We start from the raw sequence: 26,040 nt of genomic DNA on the forward strand, positions 1-26,040 counted from the left end.
TCTATGCTGTTAAAATCGACTTCAATTTACGCCTTATTATAATTTCTTTTAAAAAGCCGGGGATTATTTTATCCAGCACAACTAAAAAGCGGTTGGCAAAACCAGGAATTATTTCCTTTTTTCGCTTAAGCATCCCATCAATAGCTGTTTTGGCAACATAATCGGCTTCTAAAATGGTGGCTTTGGCAAAACCTTTTAAAGTATGGTTCATCACCAGCAATTCGGGTTTGGTATTAATCCCCCCCGGACTAAGTAAACTAATGTGCACATTGGTACCACTAAGCTCGAGCTGCAGGCAGCGCGTAAAATAGCCAATAAATGATTTGGTAGCTCCATAAACCTGCTTTTTGGGCACGATAAAATGGCCACCTAAACTCCCTACATTTAAAATATAGCTTTCATTAGCTTTATCAATATGGTTTAAAAACAATCGGGTTAGCAAAACAGTATTGGTAATATTAAGATCGATCTGTGTGCGGTAAAAATCGGCGTTTTTATCTTCAAACCACGACCAGTTACCCAAACCGGCATTGTTGATTAAAACATTTACTTCAATCCCTCCTGTGTTCAATCTTTGGAATATCTGGCTGGCCGAAGTACTTTCGGTTAAGTCTATTTCGATACAATACACCTTGCTGTTAAAATTAACCCGCAGGTAGTTTGCCAAATATTCAAGTCCGCTGTTTGGCAAAGCAACCAACACCAGATTAAGGCCACGCCGTGCCCATTCAATGGCAAAAGATTTCCCTAAACCTTCGCTTGCCCCCGTAATTAATGCTGTTAACTGTTTCATTTTTATTTTCTTTTCGTTCTCTTCATTCTATTTTAGCCACGGATTGCACGGATAAACACTGATTTAATTCCTTATCGTTCCAGTTTGTAACGAGGATTCACGAGCTTGTCGATCGTATCGACTATAGGCATTTTAGCCACGGATTGCTCAGATTAACACGGATTTAAATCCAAATTATCTGTGTTAATCCTTTTTCATCTGTGGTTAATTTCGCTGAAAATGGCTAACTGTTTTTCCCAATCCAACGGCAAAGGGTGTAATGTGATAGTTTAATTCGGCAATGGCTTTATTGCTGCAATATTGCTGATTACACTTTAAACGGTCGGCAAATTCGGGAAGAAAAAATGGTGTTAAGTTAAAAAGCCTGTTTTTTAAAAATTCGAGCATGCTATATGCTTTAATGATACTTACTGGTATTTTATACAGGTTGTGTTTTTTCCCCGTTATTTGTTTCAGTGTATTAAAAAAACCGTTAAAAGAAACATCTTCGCCACCCAAAATATACCTTTCCCCATTTCGGCCATGCTGCATTGCGGCTATATGCCCGTTAACCACATCATCAACAAATGCATAATTGGCAATGGCTTTTCCATCGCCAGGAATAAAATGCCAGGTACCGCCAATATAGCCGGTAACCATTTTGCTCACGGTATTGCTATCGGTTATCGGCCCATCGCCGTACACACGTGAAGGATTTACAATAACCACTTCAAGCCCTCGCTGCACAAAAGCCTTTACCTCCAGTTCGGCCAGGTATTTGGTACGTTCGTAGCTAATCGGAAAACCTACTGCCCGTGGATCATTTTCGGAAACCGGAAGGTTAAGCGTTGGGCCCCAAACACCACAGGTTGAAGTATGCACCACCCGGTCTACCCCCATTTTAAGGGCACAACTTAAAACATTAGCGGTACCGGTTACATTTACATCGTAAAAATCGGTTTCGTTTTTACACCACATTTTAGCCATTGCGGCGGTATGGTAAACCTGAGCACAGCCTTTCATGGCTTTTTCTAAACTTTTAACGTCTAAAATATCGCCTTTTACAAAGTGGATATTGCGGTGCCTGATCAGATAAGGATGTTCGGTATCGCGGCAAAGGGCAACCACATCGTAACCTGTTTCGGCTAGACTCAGGCAGAGTTTACGGCCAATGAAACCCGAAGCACCAGTTACCAGCACCCTGAGGTATTTATGATTAATTGCTTCCATACTAAACCAGTTCCATTTTTATGGTGTATAGCGAATGATTAACAACTACCAGCTTGCACACTCCGTTTTCAAAATAATAATCGTTATAATTCCCATCGGGCAAATTAATCCGGTATTGGTGTGCTGCCTGTTTTTTGATGGGCAAAAAGCATTGAAAATTATCTGAATAAACCTGGTTGATGAACACAGGCTCGGTGGTATAAAGCAACATCATATTAAAAGCAATGGTCTGACTTAAACTGTTGAATTTATTGCCCGACTGCAACTGATAAACATCGTTTTGGAAAATGGTTTTCTTACGCTCTTTTGCTTTACCGTTAACCGAACGACTTACAGCTGATGAAATTAACCGGCCATTTTTAAAGTGGGCCAGATCTTCAGTCAGCACATCGATTTTGAATACAAAACGGGTACTTACCTGCGAGGTAATTTTAAGGTAGGTATTTTCGCCATCGGTATTTTGACTGAAAGCAAGTTTACCGATAACCTCGCCATTGTGCTTAATGTGATAAACCTGACTAAAATTATGCGCAAATGCAGAAAAATTTAAGGCAAGCAACAATATCGCCAGAGTTGCCGGCTTAGAAAACCGTGCGGCGCTGCTTAAACTGCTTTTTTTGTTTAACCTTGGCAGAATGTATTTCTTACACAGCCAAATTACTAATGCTGGAATCATATTTTCTCTGTTTTTAGAGCTAATACAACTCAAAGGGATTTTACCCCTACGCAACTTTGATTATTTTTTTAAAGAATGTGATTTTTCTCTTATAGTGGCACAAATAATTTCATAACGCCAGGTTAAAAGTTTGCGATTAGGCTATATATTGACAATAACGTAGCGTATTGCCATCTAGATCGGTCACATAAAATTCCCGCCTGCCCCAGGTTTGATCAACTGGCCCCTGATGCACAGGCGATCCGCTTTTCCCTTTTAAACCACGGCTCACAAATTTGGCAAATAAAAAATCTACGTCCCGAACATACACATAAACAACTGAACCAAATAGACTGTCGCTTTCGTAGGTGGTAATTTGCAATTCCATGTTTTCGTGACCAAGATCAACGACCGGCGAATCCGTCGTATCATCAGGCCAGGTCATGCGAAAATCCAGCACTTCGGTATAGAACTGAATCGCTGCGCGCATATCGCGGACTTTAAATAAGGGGATGAAACTGTTCATATTCAAAAATAAAAAATAGTTGACAGCTATGCATACGATATCTCCAAACACCACACAACAGCAAATAGGTGCGCTACTAAAATAATTAGCCGTTAAAAAAGAAATCTACAAAAAAATTGTGGCTGTTGAAAGGTGCAAGATTAGGTTTGCTCTACAGGCTGAAGTAAATTAAACCTGATGGCAGTGGAAAGCCCGCAATCCCGATTTTTTCATCGGGAGAGAACTTGTAGCGAACAGCAGGCTGAACGTTAAAATCAAATACTGACTTTGATTTTCTAATGGATGATAAAATTATACGCTGAGTAAACAACCTACTCTTTTACCGGCTTATCTTCTTCCTCATCTTCGGGAATTTCTACTGTTGGGTCGGTAATAATTTCGGCATTGCCATCATTATCTTTTTTGGCAAAAAGAATGGGGTACAACATCCATAAAGCGCCAGCCATAACCAAAACCCCGGCCAGCATTTGTACGTAACGGCTACCACTTACCTCGTAAGTTTCTAAAATTTTATAGGCAATGTAGGTTAAGATGCCTAAAACGAGCACCCAAACTGCTTTTTGTAACTTTAAGAGCCTGATCATGAATTATCTTTTTTTAAGTTTTATGATATGTATTAAAACAAAGATTAACCCAATTAGTTCGAGCAAGCCGCAGAAATAAAAAGCATAAAGCACAAAATCGCGGTTTAAAGGGTTTACCACCGCAACAATTGGCAAGGCAATTACGGCCATCACCATCATTGCAAGCCCGATATTAAATAATTTCACGTTAAAAGTATTTACATCAAAACTACCAAAATCCGGTCAATTCTGTTAACTTTGCAACCTTTAATTTTTTGAGGTACTTGATTGATGTATAGCGAATTTAAACAACTGGAACTTGCCAAAATAGGGCAAGAAATACTGGATTTCTGGAAAAAGGAAAATATCTTTGAAAAAAGCATTTCATCCCGCCCGAAATCTAATCCATTTACTTTTTACGAAGGTCCACCTTCTGCCAATGGCATGCCGGGGATTCACCACGTAATGGCGCGAGCGATTAAGGATATTTTTTGCCGTTACAAAACAATTAAGGGCTATCAGGTTAAAAGAAAAGCTGGCTGGGATACCCACGGCCTACCCGTTGAATTGGGGACCGAAAAAGAATTGGGCATTACCAAAGAAGATATTGGCCGAACAATTTCTATTGAAGACTATAACGAAGCCTGTAAAAAAACAGTGATGCGCTACACTGATGTGTGGAATGATTTGACTGAAAAAATGGGCTATTGGGTAGATATGGATGATCCGTATATTACCTACAAGTCGAAATATATGGAATCGGTTTGGTGGCTTTTAAAACAGATTTACGATAAAGGATTAATCTATAAAGGTTATACCATCCAACCGTATTCGCCAAAAGCCGGAACTGGCTTAAGTTCTCATGAAGTGAACCAGCCAGGTGCTTACCGCGATGTTACAGATACCACGATTGTTGCTCAGTTTAAAGCAATAGCAGATACTTTACCTGCCTTTTTACAATCATTTGGCGATATTTATTTAATGGCATGGACTACAACTCCATGGACTTTACCATCGAATACTGCCTTAACCGTAGGGCCAAAAATCGACTATGTTTTAGTTAAAACTTTTAACCAGTATACCTTTTTGCCAACGAATGTAATTTTGGCAAAAAACCTGGTTGGCAAACAATTCAGCAAAGTTTTCTTTGAAAGCACTGAAGCCGGAGATTTTGCAAATTTTAAAGCTGGTGATAAGAAAATACCTTACAAGATTCTGACTGAATGTAAAGGATCGGAGTTGGTTGGAATCAGATATGAACAACTTTTAACCTACGCATTACCTTATCAAAGCCCTGAAAATGCTTTCCGGGTAATTTCTGGAGATTTTGTTACCACAGAAGACGGTACCGGTATTGTACATACTGCACCTACCTTTGGTGCGGATGATGCTAAAGTTGCTAAAGAAGCGATTCCGGAAATTCCACCCATGCTGGTTTTGGATGACAACGAAATTGCGGTTCCTTTAGTCGATTTGCAAGGACGGTTTACCAAACATGTTGGCCCTTTTGCAGGTAAATATGTAAAAAACGAATATTATAATGCTGGCGAAGCTCCTGAGAAATCAGTAGATGTAGAAATTGCCATCTTATTAAAGGAAGAGAATAAAGCTTTTAAAGTAGAAAAATACGTACACAGTTATCCACACAGCTGGAGAACTGACGAGCCTCTTTTATATTATCCTTTAGACTCCTGGTTCATTAAAGTAACTGATGTTAAAGACAGAATGTTCGACTTGAATGAAACCATCAACTGGAAACCAAAATCTACCGGCGAAGGCCGTTTCGGAAACTGGCTCAAAAATGCGAACGACTGGAATTTATCCAGATCGAGATATTGGGGAATTCCATTGCCTATCTGGAGAACGGAAGATAAAAAAGAAGAAGTATTAATTGGTTCGGTTGAAGAACTTTACAACGCCATTGAAAAATCAATCGCAGCAGGTTTCCAGAAGGAAAATCCATTTAAAGGATTTGAAATCGGAAACATGTCTGAAGAAAATTATGACCTGATTGATTTGCACAAGAATGTTGTTGATGGCATTGTTTTGGTTTCTCCATCAGGCAAACCCATGAACCGCGAAAGTGATTTAATTGACGTTTGGTTTGATAGCGGCGCCATGCCTTATGCGCAATGGCACTACCCTTTCGAAAACAAAGACACCATTGATGGCAATGAAGACTTCCCGGCAGATTTTATTGCTGAAGGTGTAGACCAAACCCGTGGATGGTTTTATACCTTGCATGCAATTTCTACACTTGTTTTTGATAAAGTAGCCTACAAAAACGTAGTTTCGAATGGATTGGTGTTGGACAAAAACGGACAAAAAATGTCTAAACGTTTGGGCAATGCCGCAGATCCGTTCCAAACGATAAACGAATATGGTGCTGATGCTACGCGTTGGTACATGATTTCTAATGCGAACCCATGGGATAACTTAAAATTCGATATCGAAGGGATTGCAGAAGTTCGCCGTAAATTCTTCGGTACGCTTTACAACACCTATGCTTTCTTTGCCTTATATGCAAATATCGATAAATTCGAGATCGACAAGAATAACCTGAGCAAGGTTGAAGACCGCACGGAACTGGATCGTTGGATTTTATCGCTGTTGCAAAATTTAATCAACGAAGTTGATGAAAATTACAACACTTACGAACCTACAAAAGCTACCCGTGCCATTCAGGCCTTTGTCGATGAGCATTTGAGTAACTGGTACATCAGGTTAAGTCGCCGCCGTTTCTGGAAAGGTGAAATGACCGATGATAAGCGTGCTGCTTACGAAACACTTTATACCTGTTTGGAAACTTTGGCCCAGTTAATGAGTCCGGTTGCGCCGTTCTTTGCAGATTGGTTATACAGAAATTTAACCATTACTGATGCTTACGCTTCAGAATCAGTACACTTAACATTATGGAATGACGCCGATGAGAACTTAATTGATAATGCACTGAACGAAAGAATGCTATATGCACAGGATATTTCTTCGATGGTTTTATCATTGCGTAAAAAATCGGGCATTAATGTACGTCAGCCTTTAGCTAAAATCTTAATTCCTTCGCTAAACGGCGATTTTGAACAAAAAATCTCAAAAGTTGCCGATTATATTCTTTCAGAAACCAATGTAAAGCATATCGAGTTTATTACCGATACACATGGCATTGTGAAGAAAAAACTGAAACCTAACTTTAAATCGTTAGGTAAAAAGGTGGGTAAGGATATGGCTACCGTTAAGGAAGCTTTAGAAAATGCAAATCAGGATGATATCCAACGCTTAGAAGTTGATGGTTTTATCGTTGTAGTTGGCAGCAATAACATTCAGCATGCTATCGATTTAAATGACGACGTAGAAATTTTTGCGGAAGATATTCCGGGATGGCAGGTAACCAACCTGGGCAGTTTAACAGTAGCACTTGATGTGACCATTACTGAAGAACTTAAACAGGAAGGTATTTCGCGTGAGCTGGTTAACCGCATCCAGAATTTACGTAAAGAATTGAATTTTGAAGTAACCGACAGGATTAAAGTTTCGTTACAAAATGATAACTTGGTGGCGAATGCTGTGGCTGGTAACAAAGCCTACATTTGCGACGAAATCTTAGCTGATACACTAGAATTAACAGATACTGTAAATAATGCAAACAAAATCGTGATAGATGATGTTGAGTTAAGCATTTCGGTAACTAAAATATAAATCCATATATTAGAAAACTAAATTACAAACATGGAAAACAGTAATAAAACGCGCTACTCAGACAGTGAACTTCAGGAATTTAAAGAATTAATTCAAGATAAATTGCGCATGGCAAAAGAGGAACTTAATGCATTAACTGCATCTTTAAGCAATCCGAACGCCAATGGTACAGAAGATACTTCAGGTGCTTACAAAACATTAGAAGATGGTTCGGCAACAATGGAGAAAGAGCAAATCAATCAATTGGCTGCCCGTCAGAAAAAGTTTATCGATAACCTGGAGAATGCCCTGGTACGTATTGAAAACAAAACTTATGGTATTTGCCGCGAAACCGGTAAACTGATCCAGAAAGAACGTTTACGTGCTGTACCACATGCTACTTTAAGTATGGAAGCTAAACTAAAGCAGGGTTAATGAAAGGCTATACAAAACCTTTAATTGTTATCTTTTTGGTTTTATTGGCCGATCAGCTGATTAAAACCTGGGTAAAAACACATATGTACCTTGGACAGGAGTTCCACATTATCGGAAAATGGTGTATTATCCATTTCACCGAAAATAACGGGATGGCCTTTGGAATGGAGTTTGGCGGCGAATTTGGTAAACTGGCTTTATCGCTTTTCCGCATTGCAGCGGTAGGTGGTATTGGTTATGGCTTACACTACTTAATTAAACATAAATACCACCGCGGATTGATCTTAAATGTGGCCCTGATTTTTTCGGGTGCATTGGGAAACATTATCGATTCGGTTTTTTATGGCAAAATTTATGGCTACGAAAGCTGGTTCCATGGTCGTGTGGTAGATATGTTCTATTTCCCGATTGCTGAAGGACATTTCCCTACCTGGTTACCCATTTGGGGAGGCGAGGAGTTTGTTTTCTTCAGACCTGTTTTTAACCTTGCTGATGCAGCCATTTCGATTGGTGTAATACTTATCCTGATCTTCCAGAAAAACTACTTTAAAGAAGATGTAAAGGATGATGTGAGCATTAACAGTGAGATTGTAGAGGATTAATCTCCCCGATCGTCATGCTGAACTTGTTTCTGCATCTTAAAACTTTTAAATAAAACATACAAAGCCCGTTTCTTAACTGAGACGGGCTTTTTTTATGTGCTATTGTTTGGTGTCATATCAACTAATAAAAACCAAATTATCTATTTTTATCCTGCATTAAACTTCATCTTCCTCCAGCTACTGATACAACTTATGAAAAAACTACTCCTTATAACACTGCTCTTCGCCGTTGAAAATATCTTCGCTCAAGAAAACGGAACCAGCTTAAGCTTTTATAACATGGAAGCTGTAGATACCTTACGGAATTTCAATCCAAAAACTTACGGCGAGGACATTAAAAAAATAAATGATAACACCTATATCACAACTAAGAGCGAAAGTGGCGACGGTTTTTTCCTGATCAGAAAAACAGGTAGTAAATATATTCTATTTGATCCAAAAACATTTTCTGAGGCTCCTGCTTTAGATGAAATAAAAATGACCAGGAATTTCATTGTTTTCGAAAATACCAGAGGTGGATCAGCACGCGAAACTGTTTGGAGAACATCCAATTATGTGATCATTAATACACTTAATTCGAAATGTATTGAATTTGAAAGTGAGTACGAGCGGGAAACCTGGCACATGCCAGAACAAAGACCGCATGAAAGTGATGATAATTATTTTAAAAGAACAAACAAAAAAGCCAAAACCCGTGTAGAAAGCTGCAGATCGCAAATCAAATTCGATGGACTTTATTTAAGGGTTTCGAGAACTTTTAAAAACAATTGCAGAGAATGTTTAGCGCCTGGAACCTATCGGCTGATAAATGAGAAATTCGTTAAATTAAAAAGTTCGCAACATAAAAAACAATTCAGGCCATGAAAAAAATCTCTTTTTTAATTGTGTTTCTAATTTTAAATGTTGTACAGCTATACGCACAATGCTTATGTGCAGATATTAAATTCCGTTTACTGCTACCTGATCTTCAATTCAAGAATGGCACTTCAAATTATTCCATCAAAACTTTGGTATCCCCTTCATTTATTCCGAATGGTGTAGAACAGAAATTGAATAAAATACAATTTAAAAAGGATACACTTAATTTGCAATTTAGAACCAGTGGCGGCATAAAAGAACTAACTTTTGAAATTAAAAATAACAATACGGGCGTAGATATGTTAATAACCGCTCTGAATATGCAATACGATATTCCTTATGTGATAGATTTAACCACCTTTTCTGCCGGACATTTTCTATTCGACTGGAAAGTAATAAACAAGTGCCAAAAAGAAAATCGTTCGAGTGAACTTATAGCCTGCGAAGGTTTAAAATTTTATCAAACAGGATTGGCAGAAACTAAACAGGTTCAATTTCCTAACGGTTTTGTAAGTAGTAAAATCAAAGTATTCGATCTGTCTTATTTTAAAATAAAAGAAACTAAATGATCAACTTCCTCAACATTTCCTATCTCCAATCCGGGAACGAAAAGCAACAGCAAGCTTATCAGGTTTTGACCGCACATCAGATACTCGAAAAACTAACGGCCTTCAGCCCTATTCTCACCGGCACCATCCCGATAAACATCGATATAGAAAGCAGCGATTTGGATATTATATGCTATGTGCAGGATAAAGCAACATTCACTAAAATATTAACTGATCTCTTCCAAAACGAAAAAGGCTTTATGATTACCGAAAACCCAAGCTTTCAATCCATCAAAGCCAATTTCTTTATTGAGGGTTTTGAATTCGAAATCTTCGGACAATCCATACCAACAACTCAGCAAAATGCTTACCGCCACATGCTGATAGAACACCAGATTTTGTTGGAAAAGGGCGAGACCTTCAGGCAGGAAATTATCAGCTTAAAAAAACAGGGCATTAAAACCGAACCTGCCTTTGCACAACTGCTCGGTATGACCGGAAATGCTTATCAGGAATTATTGAAATTAGCATTGAGTGGTGAAGGATTTAATATTAAAACATAGTCCTCGTTTGCAACGAGGATTAACGAGCTTCGCATTTCTAATGCGATATCTTAAATAACAATCGCCATGCTCAGTCATCCTCGTTACAAACGAGGACGATAAAAGGATACGACCGCTCAATTAATTAGTCTAATACTTATTCCCTTAAAATCTTATATTTGAAATAACCAAAACCAAATATAGCTATGAAATTATACACCATCCTGCTTCTATTCGTTACTTTTAACTTATCTACATTTGCTCAAAAGAGCCTTTTTAACGGCAAAGATTTAAAAGGCTGGCATGTAGATGTACCTGCAATGGATAAGAAACCAGACACCATTAATCCGTTTATTGTTCGCAGTGGTATGCTGGTAAGTTTAGGCACACCAGGTGGTCATTTAATAACCGATAAAATTTATAAAAACTACCAATTAACCGTACAGTACCGTTTTGCCGGCAAACCTGGCAACTGTGGTGTTTTAGTACACGCCTCAACCCCAAGGGCATTATACGGCATGTTTCCAAAATCTTTAGAAGTACAAATGCAACATAAAGATGCCGGCGATTTCTGGTGCATTGAAGAAGACATTACTGTACCCGATATGCTTGCCAGACGTGGGCCAAAAGAGAACTGGGGCGTAAACGGCGATAAACTGCGCCGCATTAAAAACCTAACCGATGGCAGCGAAAAACCACTTGGCGAATGGAATACCATGATTATCCAATGTTTAAATAACGAAGTTAAAGTTTGGGTAAATGGTGCCCTGGTAAATTATGGCACCAATTGTACCGCAAGCAGCGGGCAGATTGCCTTGCAGGCGGAAGGCAGTGAGGTAGAATTTAAACAACTGGATATTAAACCCATTAAGGAATTATCTAAATCTTAAATAAACCGTCATTTCGACCGTAGTGGAGAAATCTTTTTATTAAACCCTGAGAAAAGATCTCTCCATTCCGCTTTGCTCCAGTCGAGATGACGACACAATGCAGATGCAACTTAATCTTTAAAACACAAACAGATCAGGTAACCTGCAAAATAAGCAAGCAGATCGTACACACTAAAAGACGTACCCATGAGCGTGCACATCAGCTTATTATTTTCCAAACCAAACCATGCAACATAATTTACCTTTTGGAGAAACTCAATAATAAAAGAAAAAATTAAGACACCTAAAGCCAGGTTCTTGTTATTGACTTTAAGGAAAATCCTAAGGAAGGCATAAATCAGGACAACAACCAGCACATCGCCACCAAACGGCCGTATGAAGGGATCGTTGAGATACTTGCCGATTAAAACCTCAATTATAAAAATAGTGAGAGTAATAAAAAGGAATTTGGAGTTGAATGTTAATTTCATCATTAAATACAAAAGAAGTCAAGTTTTATAGCACAATGACTATAAACTTGACTTCTCTATCAATAAAAGACCCTGAAATAAATTCAGGATGACGAATCCTCAAGATTTAAACGCCTAGTAACAATCTAGCCGGATCTTCTAATAATTGTTTCACACGAACGAGGAAACCTACAGACTCACGTCCGTCGATAATTCTGTGATCGTAAGATAAAGCAACGTACATCATCGGACGAATTACCACTTCACCTTTTTCAGCAACCGGACGCTCAACAATGTTGTGCATACCTAAAATAGCCGATTGTGGCGCGTTAATAATCGGGGTCGACATCATTGAACCAAATACACCACCGTTGGTGATAGTAAAGGTTCCGCCAGTCATTTCTTCGATGGTTAATTTGCTATCGCGTGCTTTTAAAGCCAGCTCTAATACCGATTTCTCAATCTGTGCCAAAGTCATGCTCTCTGCATTACGGATAACCGGAACTACTAAACCTTTTGGAGCAGATACGGCAATTGAAATATCGGCAAAATCATTGTAAACCAATTCTTCGCCTTCAATACGACCATTTACAGCAGGGAAATCTTTTAAAGCTTCGGTTACAGCCTTAGTAAAAAAGCTCATAAAACCTAAACCAACACCAAATTTCTCTTTAAACTGATCTTTATATTTTCCGCGTAAATCCATAATTGGTTTCATGTTAACCTCGTTAAAGGTGGTTAACATTGCGGTTTCATTTTTAACAGCAACCAAACGTTTTGCAACTGTTCTACGCAACGGCGACATTTTTTCGCGACGCTCGCCACGGCCACCAGCAGGTGCTGCAGCAGCAACAGGAGCGCTGGCTTTAGGAGCTTCGGCTTTTTTACCAGCTTCTGCTTTAACAGCATCATCTTTAGTAATACGACCATCAACACCAGTACCTTTTACAGCCGATGCATCGATGCCTTTTTCGGCAAGGATTTTACCAGCAGCAGGTGATGGAGTACCTGTAGCATAGCTTTCACCTGATTTTTCAGCAACAGGAGCTGCAGTTTTTTCTTCAGCAATAACCGCTTTCTCTTCCGCTTTTGGCGCATCAGCTTTGGCAGGAGCTGCACCACCGTCTTCAATTTTACAAACTACTGCACCAATGGCTAAAGTATCGCCTTCGGCTGCTATGGTTTTTAAAGTTCCAGCTTGTTCTGCAGTTAATTCGAATGTAGCCTTATCCGATTCTAATTCGGCTATCACTTCATCCATTTCAACAACATCACCATCGTTTTTTATCCAACGTGATAAAACAACTTCTGTTATCGACTCACCTACAGGTGGAACTTTTATCTCTAAACTCATAATATAAAATATGTCTTTATTATCTTTCTAATGATCAAATTTCAATAATCAATTATCAAGACCTAACGCCATGCCCTAAACGCTTAGCGCAATGCCTTTAATCGATTTGAACTAATTTTTTTGTTGCTTTTTTAGCAATATCTTTCACATCTTCTGTTACCGGAATTTCGAAAGCTTTAGCTAAAATATAAGCTTGCTGGTTGGCATGTTGTTTTGCAAAACCTGTAGCTGTACTGCTGCTCTCTCTTCTCGAAATTACATCAATACCTTTCAAGGCAGTTTTGTACAACTTGCGGAACAAGTATGGCCATGCACCCATGTTTTCAGGTTCTTCCTGTACCCAGAAAACTTCTTTGGCATTTTTATATTTTTTCTGGATGGCTTCCATCTGATCAACCGGAGTAGGATACAATTGCTCTACACGAACAAGTGCTACATGCTTCAATTTATCAGCTTGTTGTTTCTCCAGTAATTCGTAGTAAATTTTACCGCTACAGAAAACGATACGGTTTACATCTGCAACTTTAGCGTTTACATCGTCAATTACCTCTTTAAAACCACCTTCGGTAAATTCTTCTAATTTAGAAACACAGGCCGGATGGCGCAATAAACTTTTTGGCGTAAATACAACCAAAGGTTTACGGAAATCGCGTTTAAACTGGCGACGTAAAACGTGGAAGAAGTTAGCCGGAGTAGAACAGTTTACAACCTGCATGTTATAATCTGCACAAAGCTCCATAAAACGCTCAATACGTGCTGATGAGTGCTCTGGTCCCTGACCTTCGTAACCGTGAGGCAATAACATTACCAAACCGTTTTCACGTTGCCATTTGGTTTCGGCACTTGCGATATACTGATCGACAACAATTTGCGCACCGTTAAAGAAATCGCCAAATTGTGCTTCCCAGATGGTTAAAGCATTCGGGTTAGCCATGGCATAACCATATTCGAAACCTAAAACACCATATTCTGATAAGTGCGAGTTGTAAATATCAAATGCAGCCTGCTGATCTGAAATGTTAGCCAATGGTACATATTCTTCCTCGCTGTCTTCTAAGGTTAAAACCGCATGACGGTGAGAGAAAGTACCACGTTCTACATCCTGACCACTTAAACGAACACGTTTGCCTTCTGACAACAAAGTACCATAAGCCAGTTGCTCGCCCATTGCCCAATCGAAAACATGTGTTTCGTTAACCATTTTGGTACGCTCAACAAATAGTTTTTCGATTTTTTTGAAGAACTTTTTATTTGATGGTAAAGTGGTAATGCGTTTACCAATTTCAAGTAAAGTTGTTTTTTTAACAGCAGTAACCGGAGAAACTTCGAAATCTTTAGGCGTAGCCATACGTAAATCTGCCCATGCACCACCAAATTTAACTTCGGTGTTGGCGGCAACAAATGCCTTGGCTTCATTTAAACGTTCCTGCAAAATACCACGGAAATCTTTTTCCATTTCTTTTGCCAAACCTGCCTCCAGCGAGCCTTCTTTAGTTAACTGCTCAATATAAATTTCCCTTGGGTTAGGGTGTTTTTCAATTGTTTTGTACAATAAAGGCTGAGTGAATTTAGGCTCATCAGACTCATTGTGACCGAAACGACGGTAGCAAAGAATATCAATGAAAACGTCGTTTTTATATTTCTGACGGTATTCCATTGCCAGGTTAATGGCATAAACCAAAGCCTCAGGATCATCGCCGTTTACGTGAAAAACAGGCGATAAAGTTACCTTGGCAATATCAGTACAGTAAGTACTGGTACGTGCATCTTTATAGTTAGTGGTAAAACCAATCTGGTTGTTAATTACCAGGTGAATGGTGCCACCGGTTTTATAACCTTCCAAACCAGCCATCTGGATTACTTCGTAAACAATACCTTGTCCGGCTACTGATGCATCACCATGAATCAAAATCGGCGCTAAACGACTATTGTCGCCACCGTATTTAAAATCGATTTTAGAACGGCTCATACCTTCTACCACCCCATCAACAGTTTCTAAGTGCGATGGATTTGGGCATAAACTTAAGTGAACGCTTTTACCAGCATTGGTAGTTACATCGGTAGAATAACCTAAGTGGTATTTTACGTCGCCACCAAATGGGGTATCAGGGTTGTAGCTTTTACCTTCAAACTCGGCGAAAATATCTTTATAGGTTTTTTGCATGATATTGGCCAACACGTTTAAACGACCGCGGTGAGCCATACCAATTACAAACTCTTCAATACCCAATTCTGCACCTTTTTCGATTACCGAATCAAGTGCTGGGATTAAAGCTTCTGCTCCTTCTAATGAGAAACGTTTTTGTCCTAAAAATTTTGTACCCAGGAAATTTTCGAAACTTACCGCTTCGTTTAATTTACGCAGGATGCGTTTTTTCTCTTCGATAGAAAAATTAGGCGTATTGCGCACACTTTCCATTTTTTGCTGAATCCAGTTCAACACTTCAGGAGTACGCAAAAATTTATATTCGGCACCAATAGAGTGCGTATATGTTTGTTTTAAAACAGCAACAATATCCTTCAGTTTTGCTGCACCAATACCAAGTTCAACACCAGAGTTGAAAACGGTTTCCAAATCAGCATCAGATAAGCCGAAGTTAGAAAGTTCTAAAGTTGGTAAGTGTTTGCGTCTTTCGCGTACCGGGTTGGTATGCGTAAATAAGTGACCGCGGCTACGGTAGCCATCAATCAGGTTAAGTACATTAACCTCTTTTAAAAATTGTTCCGGAGTTTCTACTGTTACTGCGGTGGCTTCCGATCCTCTTCCAAAATCGAAACCTTCAAAAAACTTTTGCCAACCAAACTCAACTGATTCAGGATCCTGCTGATACGACTGATATAAAGCATCTATATATTCGGCATTTGCGCCGTTAAGATAAGATAAACTACCCATTATTAACTGTTTACTATAAGCATTACAAAATTAGAATTTTACCTTACATTATCGGCAAAAAACTGCATTAAAAATCATATTGATGGAATTTAGAATTATTATTATCAAACGATTGAATTATTGAATGACTGAATTTAGAAATGATTGAATTACCGAACGATTAAATGAGTGATTTTTTAAATTTACCATTAGATCAGATCTTTTACACTAAGTAAATCAACTATGCTATCATTCAAAACTCCATCCTTTATTCATTCCCTACGAAGCCCAGATGGTAGCATAGTTACCTTTCGGATCGAGGTTCTTAATGTTTTTATCGAGATCGAAAACACTTTTCGATTTTTGATCGTTACCAACCCCTGCCACATTGGCCCAATTACCCCAGTTACTGGCCGGATTGTAATCGATCAGTTTTTCTTCAAAATAAGCCGCTCCAAAAATCCAGCTCACCTCCAAATTATTAATCAGGTAAAGTGCGGCTGTTTGGCGGGCAATGTTCGAAATAAAACCTGTTTGGTTTAACTCCGTCATTACTGCATCAACTACCGCAAAGCCTGTTTGTCCACTACGCCATTTATTAAAATTCTCCTGTTCGTTTGATACATCGACCAAACCCTGGCTTCCAAATCCATCCGGATTAAAAAAGGTATTGCCATATTTCTTAAACATGAAACGGAAATAATCTCTCCACAACAATCCCAATAAAATATGGTTAAACATGGCTTTGGTATTAGGCACACCTTCCATTTTTTTAATTTCCCAGTACACCTTACGCGGCGATAAGCTGCCCATGGCCAGCCATGCCGATAATTTCGACGCTAAAATTAAATTCTTGGTAGTAGCAGCCTGTTGCATGGCTACAATAACCTTTTGTAAATGTACCAATCCCTCGGCCTCACCACCTGTAAACTCAAAATCAGCACGCTGGTCTTTTTCCTGCACCAAAAGGTTAAGTTCTGCAAGCGATGGCAAGGTACCCCAGTCAATTACTTCCGCTACATTAATGCGATCGGGCGCAGCAAAGCAAGGTTTAATAATCGAATCGCGTTCAATTTTCTTTTTAAACTGGTTAAACGCGTCGGGGATATCTTTAATCGGAAAAGGTAAATCTTCTTTATTATATAAGGTATGGCCAATAAAATGTTTAAGGTTAATGCGCAGTTTCCACAAGGCATTTTCAACCAGGGTAGATACATGTGTTTCTTCACGCGCTACCTCACGGTGGTGGTACACTTCGGTAATTTCGTATTCCTGCACCAGTTGCGGAATAATATCTTCGGGTTACCTGCAGCAATTAGTAAGTTGCCACCAATCTGTTTTAATGAATTGCGTAAGCCTAAAACGCTTTCTAAAATGAACTGCGCCCTAATGTTGCCGGTTTTCAGGGTACCATATTTTGTTTCTCCGAACAAGCGGTGATCTAAAATATAAACAGGCAAAATCGAATCAGATTTAGCAATCGCTTCAACCAACATTTCATTATCATGTAAGCGAAGATCGTTTCTAAACCAGACTAAAATTTTTTTGGACATCTTTTATCGAAAAGGAGTATAAGAACGCGTTTACAAATTTATTTTATTTTTCCACTCCATCAAACCCTTAAACAATTCTTTACAAACAGGTAACAAAAGGATCATCAGCCTTTTAATCTCGTTTTAATCTCTGTACAAAACCCTTTTGTATCTTTGGTGTTTTAAACTCATGGCGAAGAAGATACTGATTACGGGGGCTACCGGACTTGTTGGCACAGCACTGAAAAAACAACTGTTAAGTAAGGGTTATGAAGTGAATACCCTGTCGCGGAAAAGCAGCAAAGATCCAAATAATTTTATCTGGGATGTTTATCAGGGAACAATCGATGGTGCTTGCATTGCGGGTGTAGATGCAGTGGTGCATTTAGCCGGCGAAGCGGTTGCCGATAAAAAGTGGACAGCTGAACGCAAGCAACAGATTATAGATAGTCGCGTAAAATCGACCGAACTACTTTTCAGTGCCATAAAATCGACTCCTGTCCATCAGATCAAATCTTTCATTTCTTCATCGGCAGTAGGGTATTACGGCGATTGCGGCGATGAAATATTAACGGAAGAAAGCCCGAACGGTTACGGTTTTTTAGCTGAATGCTGTAAACTTTGGGAAGATGCTGTAGATGAAGGAAAAAAACTTAGCCTGCGCATTGTTAAATTACGTACCGGCATTGTGTTGAGTACCCAGGGCGGCGCATTGCCACAGCTCGACCAACCGGTAAAGTTATTTGCCGCCGCAGCTTTGGGCACAGGCAAACAATGGACGCCGTGGTTGCATATTGATGATATGGTTGAAATGTATATCGAAGCCATCGAAAACCCTAAAATGGAAGGGAGTTACAATGCCTGCGCGCCTTTTCCGGTTACCAATAAAGCACTTACCAAAGCTATTGCCAAGCACCTGCACCGCCCTTTCTGGCCAATACACGTACCAAAGGCGATACTAAACTTATTATTAGGCGAGCGTACTGAAGCCGTTTTAATGAGCAACAATACATCTGCGCAAAAAATTCTGGATGCTAGCTTTACATTCAGGTTTACACATTTGGATGATGCACTGAAGGCGCTTTACGGAGGTTAATTCTGCTAATTGTAGGCAACATTGTCATGCTGAGGGTTAATTTATTTCATAAAAATCAATATTAGTGACAGCGCCTTCGGAGTCGTCATTGCGAGGTACGAAGCAATCTTACTACTATGGGTGGATAAAAGCATCTATTTAATTTCAACTAGCGATCGTTGTAAGATTGCTTCGTCGTTCCTCCTCGCAATGACGGTTCTTCTATGGAGTTTGTCAATGGTAGTGCAACGAAGCATCTCTTGCATCATCTTCAATCTAGCCACGGAGGCACGGAAAACACGGAATTTATAACGCCAAAGCTGTCATGCTGAGTGCAACGAAGCATCTCCTGCATTATCTTCAATCTTGCCACGGAAAGCACCAAATACCCAAGGCGCTCAGCTGAGGTGATCGTCATTCCCGCGAACGCGGGAACCTTAATGCCTTCGCTACTACAGTCAAACAGAAAGTACCAGGTACTCAATATGCGCATACCAAAGATTAATACTTCTATTTTAAAGCAAACTGTAGTCATTTTTACCTTGCCACTAAAAACGACTACAAAAATGTAGTCAAAATTATTGTAGTCGTTTTTTTGACTACACCACCATCGACTACAATATTTAATGAAGAATAAATAATACCTATATATAGGTGTATCAAAACGTTCTTTTACCTGCAATACTAGTGTTATTTAATTGGTGCAGCCTTTGGTCGCGTTTTATAGGCCAGCGTAATCAGCAAACTAAATAAAACCAGTAAAGAGGCTGTCCAAACCAGGGTATTTAACAAATGCCTTTCGTACGAAACATACTTATTTAACATATAGGTTGTTACAGGCAATAATCTTCTGGTGGTATCAAGCGGATTAGTTCCCGAATCGGTATAAAATTGTGGAGTCTTATCTATGCTTCCATTTACTTTTCCATACCAAACCATTCCCAAGGCATAATTGGTAAGCGTATCAGGCATGGTGATGCGCTGCTGATGTTCCAATTGTTCTTTATTAAGGGGAATCTTCAGCTTATTTAAATCGTTGTTATCGCAATTAATGGGCTCGTAGTGTTGGCCAGTCCAGTACATGCACTGCTCAATTGACTTTGCAGTATGAATGGCTTTATCCTCATTGTTTTTCCAGAACCAATAGCTTGTGCTAACCACAAAAAGAATAATAAAAGAACAGGCGACTTTAAAGAGGGTTGAAACAGGAGGTTTAGGTCCATTTTTTTCACCTTGTAAACTTCCGCCATCATCATTTTCTCCGCCATTTTGCTGATGCCCCGCCACTCCATTTGAAGTTTCATCATTTTTTTGCGCACCATCCTTAGAATCTTCACCGCCCTTTAGTAAAGTTTTTCTTTTATCTTTTTCCTCATCATCCGCTTTGTCTTCTCCCTCTTCTTTTGAAATGTCTACTTCATTTTTTCCCTCACCATCCTGCTGATCATCATTTTTTTCTTCTGAAGTTTCTCCCACATCTTTTCTTTCATGGATAAATCCTTCATTAGTATTTACATTAGTTTCAACACCTGCATTGGTCGAAGTATTTTTCTCTGAAATTGACCCCCTTCTTTTATCTTCAATTTCTTTTTGAGAGTTCCGATGCAACTCCATATAATACGCAGTACTGGTTTTTGGATGAAATCCGATTAGCCATGCTAAAAGTTCAAAATATTTAATTCCGGGTTTCTTCACACCGCCTTTTAAAACATTAGAGGTCTGTTTAAACTCTTTTGCTAGTGATTTTTCCAGAGTGGTCAGATAACCTTTTTCGCAATCTACATTACTGAAGAACAGTCTTAGTATCTCATGATCTTCCGGAACGTATCTTTCACGGCAAACAATAATGCATTCCTCACGCAAATTTCCTGGGGTTGGCTCCATAAGATTTGAAGATAAACTTCCATCACGTTTTTTCTTTTGATAGGCTTCAAACACCACCTTTCTATAATCCTCAGGCATTTTTTCAAAAATTTAAGTGTAAAAATAGGGCGGAATTTTCGGAATTTTTACGGTTTTCCGGAATTCTGGCGGAATGATCGGAAAAAACGTAATTCTCTGAAAATAAGCTTTTTGAAGCCTGCATATTTGTTCTAACAATTAGTTCAAGCGGCGATTCATTTACTAATCTAAGCAAAAAATTAATTGAATAAAAAGAGTAGAAATCGCGGTGGTTCGTAGCCGGCTTGGGAAGCAGTTATAAAGCTCCCGCGATGGAAACTCAGACTTCCCAAATTTTTCAGAAGGCCTTCTGATTTACAAACCCGGAGAAGGGCTTGCGAATGGTTCGCGGGTACCCTCCATAGTAATCATCCTTAAAAAATTTGAAGTTATGTTTTTACCATTATTCATTGCCATCTTATTAGGCTTGGCAACCCCTGCAGATACAAATAACAACTGCATACACAATACAAATACAACAGTTAGTACCAACGGTACCGATCCTGGTGCCCCAGGAGATCCTGGAGATACAGATCCAACCGATCCAGGCGATGATGGAACTGGTGGCGATACAGGACAAAATCCTCCAAGGTAGTATTGTTCAAGGAAGGTGGTTTACAACCGCCTTCCTTTTTTTACCCTGACTATATCCAAAGTACTGTAGTCACTTCTTACAAAAAATCTGAAGTAATTAAAAAGCTTTTATTTTTTGTATTTTCGGATAAAAAAAAGCCATTGAAACCGCTCTTCTCATTACTCATTGTTTTACTGTTATTTTCTTGTTCAAAAAAAGAAAATCTAGAAAAGAAATTTCACAACCCATACTACGATTTAGCAAAAAAGTACAGGGACAGTGGGAAACCTGATAGTGCCTTTATACAATTTAATCAGGCAAAAGAATTTGGTATACAAAACAGAGATAGTTTAAGTATAGCTAGTAGTCTCATTAATATGGCCATATTGCTAACGAATGCAGGTGATTACTTTGGGGGGCAAGAAACTTCGCTTCAGGCAAATAAATATCTTAATGAAAACAATCCGAAACACCATTATTACCTCGGATCAAATTATAATAATTTAGGTATTGCGACCTATAATTTAAAGGATTACAACAATTCTTTAAAACTATATGGATCAGCCATCAAGTTCTCTGATGATTCTTTAGATACCCGTATGTATTTAAATAATGAAGCTAAAGTGTACCAAGAAATAAAGGACTATAAATCTGCATTAAACATATATGATCAGATATTAGCAAAAACCGCTAAAAATGAGAAAGAATATGCCCGCGTATTAACCAATATTGCTAAGACAAAATGGCTTCAAAACCCGGCATATAATCCTGTCCCAGACTTTTTGAAATCATTACAGATTCGAAAAAAAGAAAATGATTTATGGGGACAAAATTCAAGCTATGCCCATCTCTCCGACTATTATACTTTAAAACAGCCAGATAGTGCACTTCTTTATGCACACAGCATGTATAACGTGGCGCAAAATTTAAAAAGTGCGACCGATCAATTAGAAGCTTTACAAAAACTCATTAAACTAAGCCCTCCAAAAGAAACAAAACATTTTTTTAACGTATATGAAACACTAAATGATAGTGTTCAGAATGCCCGTAGCGCAGCCAAAAATCAATTTGCCCTTATCCGTTACGAAACGGAGAAGAGCAAGGCCGATTTTCTAAAAGCCCAGGCAGAAAATGCAGAAAAACAAAATGATATCCTCCGCAAAAATATTGGCATAGGAACCTTAATACTCCTTTTAATAGTGGGTTTCATCCTATACAGAAGAAGACAAAAAGAGCTTAAGAAAGAAAAAGAACTGGAAGTTAAAAAAACAGAACTCAAATATGTTAAAAAAGTTCACGATGGTGTTGCCAATAAAATATATCAGGTAATGTCGGAAGTAGAAAATGATCCGGAAATGAGTAAAACCATATTGGCAGACAAACTTGAAGTTATTTACAAAATATCCAGAGATCTTTCATACGAAAACACCGATATCGATACTAAAGAAAGTTTTGTTAAAGAGCTATTGAAAATGTTATATGCCTATTCTTCAGCCAATGTTGATATTGTAATAAAAGGTAACGACGAAGAACTATGGGCAAATGTGAATACAACTACAAAAAATGAGGTTTATCTGATCCTGCAAAACCTCATGACGAATATGGATAAACACAGTGGAGCAGATAACGTGAGTATCAAATTTGAAAGAAAGGATCAGCAGATAAGCGTTTTATATTTTGATAATGGAAAAGGAATGCAGGGAGCGATCAAGAAAAATGGTTTAAGCAATACGGAAACCCGTATTGAAAGTATTTTAGGCCGCATTACTTTTGACACCAAGCCTGATAAAGGCCTTGAAATTGAATTCTCATTTCCAATTTAAAAAAGTATAGCTATGTTCAAAAAAGTATTGATAGCCGAAGACCATGAAATTGTTAACCTTTCCCTTCGTAATGCACTTGCCGATCTGAATATCACAATCACAAATCAAGATTATGTATTTTATTGTGATGATGCCTTAACACGCATACAAAAAGCCCTGAATGAGGGTAACCCTTATGAACTGATCATTACCGACCTTTCTTTTGACGAAGAATCGCCCAAACAAAAAATAGCTGACGGAAGAGCACTCATCAAAGCAGTGAGGGGAATACAACCTGATTTAAAAGTATTGGTATTTTCGATTGAAAACCGTGCATTAATTGCAAGCTCGCTTTTTAAAGAATTGAATATTGATGCCTTTGTTCCAAAAGCACGTCATGATGCAAAGGACCTGAAACTGGCTATAGAAAGTATTTATAAAAATAAAAAGTACCACTCGCCCAACCTTAGACAAAAACAGGCTAATGCCCACATCTTTACCGAATATGATAAAACCATTGTCTCTTTACTGTTAGAAGGCCGGACACAAAAAGAAATGCCCGATCTTTTAAAGCAAAAAAAACTTGAACCATCAGGCCTTAGTAGTATCGAAAAGCGCATCAACCTCATTAAAACAACGTTGAACATTTCGAACAACGGACAGCTGATTGCCCACTGTATCGCCAATAAAATCATCTAATTAAGACCTTTCTTCCAGTTAGTCGGGCCTTTTAAGTAACCAAAGATCCGGATTGCAAATCCGGACCAACCCGGTTCTATACCTAAATCTTTTCAAGTCCCCATTATTTCCAAAGTTTTCAAAATACTTTTTTGGGTTACGGTTTACCGTAAGGACAGCCTTCTATACATCAATATTTTTGAAAAATAAATAATTTAAAATATGACCGGACAAAACGACAAATGGGAATTCTATCAAGATTCAAGAAGTGAATGGAGATGGAGAAGAATTGCTTCTAATGGGGCAATTGTTGGAGCTTCAACGCAAGGTTACTCCAACAAATCAGATTGCATTGCAAATGCAAGAAGAAACGGATATACTGGATAATATCTATCTGCCCATTATGCGCTCAACCAAAGAGCCGTAATGGGCACAAAAACACCAAAACTATGGAACTTAAACTAAAGCTCGAACAACTACACCAGCGCGTAAATGGTTTAAAAGAGCAGATACAAACCGAAGAAGCCACCAAAAATGCTTTCGTAATGCCTTTTATCCAGATTTTGGGTTATGACATTTTTAATCCGACAGAAGTAATCCCTGAACACATTTGCGATATCGGCACAAAAAAAGGTGAAAAAGTAGATTATGTAATCAGAAAAAACGACGAGCCCATTCTCATTTTTGAATGCAAGCACTGGAAAGAAAATGCCGATGCACATAACTCGCAACTGCACCGTTATTACCATGTTTCGAAAGCCCGATTTGGTGTACTTACTAATGGCCGGGTTTACAACTTCTACGCCGATTTAGAAAAGCCCAACATTATGGATGAGAAACCTTTCTTAACCATCGATATAGAAGACCTGAAAGACAGTTCGATTAAAATACTGGAAAGCTTTACTAAAAATGGCTACAACCTCGAAACCATTCTCGATTCGGCCGAAGCCTTAAAATACATCAAAGCCATCAGAAAAGAATTTGAAAAAGAAATCGAAAACCCTTCTGACGAACTCGTTAAATTATTGGTTAACCGCTTTTTCGATAAACCCTTAACCGCAAACCGAATGCTGGCCTTTAAAGAATATGCTAAAAAGGCACTCAGCATTTCCATTAACGAATCCATCAGCGATAGGTTAAAGTCGGCGTTGAACATAAACGAAACCATTAAAAAACAGGAAGACAATCGGATAGATGTTTCAGATGACAGCACTGATGTTTCGAAAATTGTAACTACTGAAGAGGAATTAGAGGCCTTTCAGATTGTGAAAGCCATTTTGCGCGAAAAGATTTCGGCAACACGCATTGCCCCCCGCGATACCCAGTCTTACTTTGGCGTACTTTTAGACGATAACAACCGGAAACCCATTTGCAGGTTTCATTTTAACACTACCAATAAATACCTGGAAACTTTCCATAACGGAAAAGATGCCGGAGAGAAAACACTGCTCAACAACCTGGATGATATATATGGTTTGAGAAACCAGCTCCACCAAACTTTAGATCAATATTAAAACCTACGTTTAACGCTCAGCTCTCAATTAAATGCAGGAGATTGTTCCCTATCAGCCTTTGAGCTGAATGGACAATCTCCCATTTTTATTTACACAATCGGTGCTTCGCTTTCAATCTGATTAAGCGCGCATCAAAAACTCCTAAGTACCTGCTAAAACACAGTCCCACTTCATTTCATAATATTTTTTGCTTTACGGTTTCCCGTAAGGCAAAAGCCTGACACTTATATACTTTTGAATAACAAACTCAAACACTATATAAAATTATTTATGGAATCACCATTACAAAACGAAGTCACATTTTATCAAGATATAAATGTGACCGATACGCAATCGAGATATGTAGCCAACTAAAAATGTTTACAGATAATATTTAACAATTGTCACTCATGCATAACCTTATTGAATTTATATTGATTAAAAGTATTTCATCCATTAAGCTTTTGCTTGATTTTTCCGTGAAAACTGAGATGATTAACACTAAGCGCTCATGAAAAATTTTAAACCACTCAGGCTTTGGGCAAGAAACCTCTTGGCTATCGGGGTTCCTAGTTTGACTAAATTAGATTATGAGGACTATATTATTGAAGATAAAGGTTATTTCATATTTAGTTGGACTTTAGAAAATGCCCATTGTTTAAAAATTAAATCACTTAAATATAAATCTTTTTTAAGGTCGGGGTCGGCTTACATTGCAATCAATGGGAATTTAAATCAATTAGAAATTATCATCTCCAATTCCTGGCGCAGCAGAAAATATTTACTAAAACTCCACCAGATAACAATAGAAGAGCCTATAGTATTCCCTGCAGCCTTAAATTGCTCGTTTGAAGCTAAAATCATAATTCCTAACCTAAAACAAAAAATTTCAAAGGTAAAATTGAATTCTTTTAAAGCAACTCTTTCCGACAAAAAACAAATCAAAAGAATTATAAATATTTCATATCCTAATTAAC

At 38.4% G+C, this 26,040-nt stretch carries 25 protein-coding genes and 1 pseudogene; 14 read left to right on the top strand and 12 right to left on the bottom strand.

The genetic code is table 11. From position 1 onward, the window contains the following. Position 1: 1 nt before the first annotated feature. The 6 genes from G7074_RS06145 to G7074_RS06170 form a co-directional block, all read right to left on the bottom strand. Complete coding sequence (locus G7074_RS06145) at positions 2-793, bottom strand: SDR family oxidoreductase (RefSeq protein ID WP_166207440.1); 792 nt, start codon at positions 791-793, stop codon at positions 2-4. 204 nt (positions 794-997) lie between these two features. Beyond that, positions 998-2,002 carry an SDR family NAD(P)-dependent oxidoreductase gene (locus G7074_RS06150; RefSeq protein WP_124560456.1) on the bottom strand — a complete coding sequence of 335 codons (1,005 nt, stop codon included), beginning with the start codon at positions 2,000-2,002 and terminating at the stop codon, positions 998-1,000. A 1-nt stretch (position 2,003) separates the two neighbouring features. Further along, positions 2,004-2,678 (bottom strand): DUF6134 family protein, encoded by a 675-nt coding sequence (locus tag G7074_RS06155; RefSeq protein ID WP_166207443.1) that lies wholly within the window; start codon positions 2,676-2,678, stop codon positions 2,004-2,006. A 136-nt stretch (positions 2,679-2,814) separates the two neighbouring features. Beyond that, positions 2,815-3,183, bottom strand: coding sequence for a glyoxalase superfamily protein (locus G7074_RS06160; protein WP_124560458.1), 369 nt, complete (start codon positions 3,181-3,183; stop codon positions 2,815-2,817). Between the two features lie 311 nt (positions 3,184-3,494). Beyond that, positions 3,495-3,767 (bottom strand): isoleucyl-tRNA synthetase, encoded by a 273-nt coding sequence (locus G7074_RS06165; protein ID WP_124560459.1) that lies wholly within the window; start codon positions 3,765-3,767, stop codon positions 3,495-3,497. Between the two features lie 3 nt (positions 3,768-3,770). Then, on the bottom strand, positions 3,771-3,953 hold the full coding sequence (locus G7074_RS06170) for a hypothetical protein (RefSeq protein ID WP_124560460.1): 183 nt from the start codon (positions 3,951-3,953) through the stop codon (positions 3,771-3,773). An 84-nt stretch (positions 3,954-4,037) separates the two neighbouring features. Here G7074_RS06170 and ileS point away from each other — a divergent pair, with 84 nt between their 5' ends. The 7 genes from ileS to G7074_RS06205 all read left to right on the top strand — a co-directional run bounded on the left by ileS (position 4,038) and on the right by G7074_RS06205 (position 11,293). After that, positions 4,038-7,439: an isoleucine--tRNA ligase gene (gene ileS, locus G7074_RS06175; RefSeq protein WP_124560461.1), complete on the top strand. Its 3,402-nt coding sequence runs from the start codon at positions 4,038-4,040 to the stop codon at positions 7,437-7,439. Between the two features lie 30 nt (positions 7,440-7,469). After that, complete coding sequence (locus G7074_RS06180) at positions 7,470-7,853, top strand: TraR/DksA C4-type zinc finger protein (protein ID WP_039481375.1); 384 nt, start codon at positions 7,470-7,472, stop codon at positions 7,851-7,853. Next, positions 7,853-8,455, top strand: coding sequence for a lipoprotein signal peptidase (locus G7074_RS06185; RefSeq protein ID WP_124560462.1), 603 nt, complete (start codon positions 7,853-7,855; stop codon positions 8,453-8,455). Before G7074_RS06180 ends, G7074_RS06185 begins: the two co-directional genes overlap by 1 nt. 192 nt (positions 8,456-8,647) lie before the next feature. Beyond that, positions 8,648-9,319 carry a hypothetical protein gene (locus G7074_RS06190; protein ID WP_166207446.1) on the top strand — a complete coding sequence of 224 codons (672 nt, stop codon included), beginning with the start codon at positions 8,648-8,650 and terminating at the stop codon, positions 9,317-9,319. Continuing rightward, positions 9,316-9,882 (top strand): hypothetical protein, encoded by a 567-nt coding sequence (locus tag G7074_RS06195; protein WP_124560464.1) that lies wholly within the window; start codon positions 9,316-9,318, stop codon positions 9,880-9,882. Before G7074_RS06190 ends, G7074_RS06195 begins: the two co-directional genes overlap by 4 nt. After that, positions 9,879-10,424 carry a DUF4269 domain-containing protein gene (locus tag G7074_RS06200; RefSeq protein ID WP_124560465.1) on the top strand — a complete coding sequence of 182 codons (546 nt, stop codon included), beginning with the start codon at positions 9,879-9,881 and terminating at the stop codon, positions 10,422-10,424. The genes G7074_RS06195 and G7074_RS06200 overlap by 4 nt, the downstream gene beginning before the upstream one ends. Positions 10,425-10,609: 185 nt before the next feature. Continuing rightward, complete coding sequence (locus G7074_RS06205; protein WP_124560466.1) at positions 10,610-11,293, top strand: DUF1080 domain-containing protein; 684 nt, start codon at positions 10,610-10,612, stop codon at positions 11,291-11,293. A 110-nt stretch (positions 11,294-11,403) separates the two neighbouring features. Here G7074_RS06205 and G7074_RS06210 read toward each other — a convergent pair whose 3' ends face one another. The 5 genes and pseudogenes from G7074_RS06210 to G7074_RS27025 form a co-directional block, all read right to left on the bottom strand. Then, positions 11,404-11,763, bottom strand: a complete 360-nt coding sequence (locus G7074_RS06210; RefSeq protein WP_166207448.1) for a DUF2809 domain-containing protein — start codon at positions 11,761-11,763, stop codon at positions 11,404-11,406. Between the two features lie 106 nt (positions 11,764-11,869). Next, entirely contained in the window at positions 11,870-13,096 is a 1,227-nt protein-coding gene (gene odhB / locus G7074_RS06215) for a 2-oxoglutarate dehydrogenase complex dihydrolipoyllysine-residue succinyltransferase (RefSeq protein WP_166207451.1), read from the bottom strand. 97 nt (positions 13,097-13,193) lie between these two features. Continuing rightward, positions 13,194-15,989 carry a 2-oxoglutarate dehydrogenase E1 component gene (locus tag G7074_RS06220; protein ID WP_124560469.1) on the bottom strand — a complete coding sequence of 932 codons (2,796 nt, stop codon included), beginning with the start codon at positions 15,987-15,989 and terminating at the stop codon, positions 13,194-13,196. A gap of 258 nt (positions 15,990-16,247) precedes the next feature. After that, positions 16,248-16,844: an FAD-binding domain-containing protein gene (locus G7074_RS27845; protein WP_370526639.1), complete on the bottom strand. Its 597-nt coding sequence runs from the start codon at positions 16,842-16,844 to the stop codon at positions 16,248-16,250. Between the two features lie 240 nt (positions 16,845-17,084). Then, positions 17,085-17,521, bottom strand: a pseudogene (locus tag G7074_RS27025) (deoxyribodipyrimidine photo-lyase); the annotation flags it as partial. 169 nt (positions 17,522-17,690) lie between these two features. On the opposite strand from G7074_RS27025, the gene G7074_RS06230 reads away from it, so the two are divergent. Continuing rightward, entirely contained in the window at positions 17,691-18,596 is a 906-nt protein-coding gene (locus tag G7074_RS06230) for a TIGR01777 family oxidoreductase (RefSeq protein ID WP_166207454.1), read from the top strand. A 669-nt stretch (positions 18,597-19,265) separates the two neighbouring features. On the opposite strand, the gene G7074_RS06235 is transcribed toward G7074_RS06230, so the two are convergent. Continuing rightward, positions 19,266-20,537, bottom strand: coding sequence for a hypothetical protein (locus tag G7074_RS06235; protein ID WP_124560472.1), 1,272 nt, complete (start codon positions 20,535-20,537; stop codon positions 19,266-19,268). A 370-nt stretch (positions 20,538-20,907) separates the two neighbouring features. Here G7074_RS06235 and G7074_RS06240 point away from each other — a divergent pair, with 370 nt between their 5' ends. From G7074_RS06240 to G7074_RS06265, 6 genes are all read left to right on the top strand, one after another. Beyond that, positions 20,908-21,111 (top strand): hypothetical protein, encoded by a 204-nt coding sequence (locus tag G7074_RS06240; protein WP_124560473.1) that lies wholly within the window; start codon positions 20,908-20,910, stop codon positions 21,109-21,111. A gap of 140 nt (positions 21,112-21,251) precedes the next feature. Next, positions 21,252-22,913, top strand: coding sequence for a tetratricopeptide repeat-containing sensor histidine kinase (locus G7074_RS06245; RefSeq protein WP_166207457.1), 1,662 nt, complete (start codon positions 21,252-21,254; stop codon positions 22,911-22,913). Positions 22,914-22,925: 12 nt separating this feature from the next. Beyond that, a complete protein-coding gene (locus tag G7074_RS06250) occupies positions 22,926-23,591 on the top strand; it encodes a response regulator transcription factor (protein WP_166207460.1) in 666 nt (221 codons plus the stop codon). A gap of 201 nt (positions 23,592-23,792) precedes the next feature. Then, complete coding sequence (locus G7074_RS06255) at positions 23,793-23,957, top strand: DUF1508 domain-containing protein (RefSeq protein ID WP_166207463.1); 165 nt, start codon at positions 23,793-23,795, stop codon at positions 23,955-23,957. Between the two features lie 62 nt (positions 23,958-24,019). Then, entirely contained in the window at positions 24,020-25,084 is a 1,065-nt protein-coding gene (locus G7074_RS06260) for a type I restriction endonuclease (protein WP_166207466.1), read from the top strand. Positions 25,085-25,574: 490 nt separating this feature from the next. Continuing rightward, a complete protein-coding gene (locus G7074_RS06265; RefSeq protein ID WP_166207469.1) occupies positions 25,575-26,039 on the top strand; it encodes a hypothetical protein in 465 nt (154 codons plus the stop codon). Position 26,040 lies beyond the last annotated feature (1 nt).

It is taken from the genome of Pedobacter sp. HDW13 (assembly GCF_011303555.1).
GTDB lineage: Bacteria > Bacteroidota > Bacteroidia > Sphingobacteriales > Sphingobacteriaceae > Pedobacter.

Bases quoted from the DNA above. Each gene is read 5' to 3' on its own strand.
- G7074_RS06145 (WP_166207440.1), bottom strand. From the start codon at position 793: ATGAAACAGTTAACAGCATTAATTACGGGGGCAAGCGAAGGTTTAGGG.
- G7074_RS06165 (WP_124560459.1), bottom strand. From the start codon at position 3,767: ATGATCAGGCTCTTAAAGTTACAAAAAGCAGTTTGGGTGCTCGTTTTA.
- G7074_RS06195 (WP_124560464.1), top strand. From the start codon at position 9,316: ATGAAAAAAATCTCTTTTTTAATTGTGTTTCTAATTTTAAATGTTGTA.
- G7074_RS06155 (WP_166207443.1), bottom strand. From the start codon at position 2,678: ATGATTCCAGCATTAGTAATTTGGCTGTGTAAGAAATACATTCTGCCA.
- ileS (WP_124560461.1), top strand. From the start codon at position 4,038: ATGTATAGCGAATTTAAACAACTGGAACTTGCCAAAATAGGGCAAGAA.
- G7074_RS06180 (WP_039481375.1), top strand. From the start codon at position 7,470: ATGGAAAACAGTAATAAAACGCGCTACTCAGACAGTGAACTTCAGGAA.
- G7074_RS06255 (WP_166207463.1), top strand. From the start codon at position 23,793: ATGACCGGACAAAACGACAAATGGGAATTCTATCAAGATTCAAGAAGT.
- G7074_RS06185 (WP_124560462.1), top strand. From the start codon at position 7,853: ATGAAAGGCTATACAAAACCTTTAATTGTTATCTTTTTGGTTTTATTG.
- G7074_RS06235 (WP_124560472.1), bottom strand. From the start codon at position 20,537: ATGCCTGAGGATTATAGAAAGGTGGTGTTTGAAGCCTATCAAAAGAAA.
- G7074_RS06250 (WP_166207460.1), top strand. From the start codon at position 22,926: ATGTTCAAAAAAGTATTGATAGCCGAAGACCATGAAATTGTTAACCTT.
- G7074_RS27845 (WP_370526639.1), bottom strand. From the start codon at position 16,844: ATGCAACAGGCTGCTACTACCAAGAATTTAATTTTAGCGTCGAAATTA.
- G7074_RS06260 (WP_166207466.1), top strand. From the start codon at position 24,020: ATGGAACTTAAACTAAAGCTCGAACAACTACACCAGCGCGTAAATGGT.
- G7074_RS06240 (WP_124560473.1), top strand. From the start codon at position 20,908: ATGTTTTTACCATTATTCATTGCCATCTTATTAGGCTTGGCAACCCCT.
- odhB (WP_166207451.1), bottom strand. From the start codon at position 13,096: ATGAGTTTAGAGATAAAAGTTCCACCTGTAGGTGAGTCGATAACAGAA.
- G7074_RS06265 (WP_166207469.1), top strand. From the start codon at position 25,575: ATGAAAAATTTTAAACCACTCAGGCTTTGGGCAAGAAACCTCTTGGCT.
- G7074_RS06200 (WP_124560465.1), top strand. From the start codon at position 9,879: ATGATCAACTTCCTCAACATTTCCTATCTCCAATCCGGGAACGAAAAG.
- G7074_RS06150 (WP_124560456.1), bottom strand. From the start codon at position 2,002: ATGGAAGCAATTAATCATAAATACCTCAGGGTGCTGGTAACTGGTGCT.
- G7074_RS06205 (WP_124560466.1), top strand. From the start codon at position 10,610: ATGAAATTATACACCATCCTGCTTCTATTCGTTACTTTTAACTTATCT.
- G7074_RS06210 (WP_166207448.1), bottom strand. From the start codon at position 11,763: ATGAAATTAACATTCAACTCCAAATTCCTTTTTATTACTCTCACTATT.
- G7074_RS06220 (WP_124560469.1), bottom strand. From the start codon at position 15,989: ATGGGTAGTTTATCTTATCTTAACGGCGCAAATGCCGAATATATAGAT.
- G7074_RS06160 (WP_124560458.1), bottom strand. From the start codon at position 3,183: ATGAACAGTTTCATCCCCTTATTTAAAGTCCGCGATATGCGCGCAGCG.
- G7074_RS06190 (WP_166207446.1), top strand. From the start codon at position 8,648: ATGAAAAAACTACTCCTTATAACACTGCTCTTCGCCGTTGAAAATATC.
- G7074_RS06230 (WP_166207454.1), top strand. From the start codon at position 17,691: ATGGCGAAGAAGATACTGATTACGGGGGCTACCGGACTTGTTGGCACA.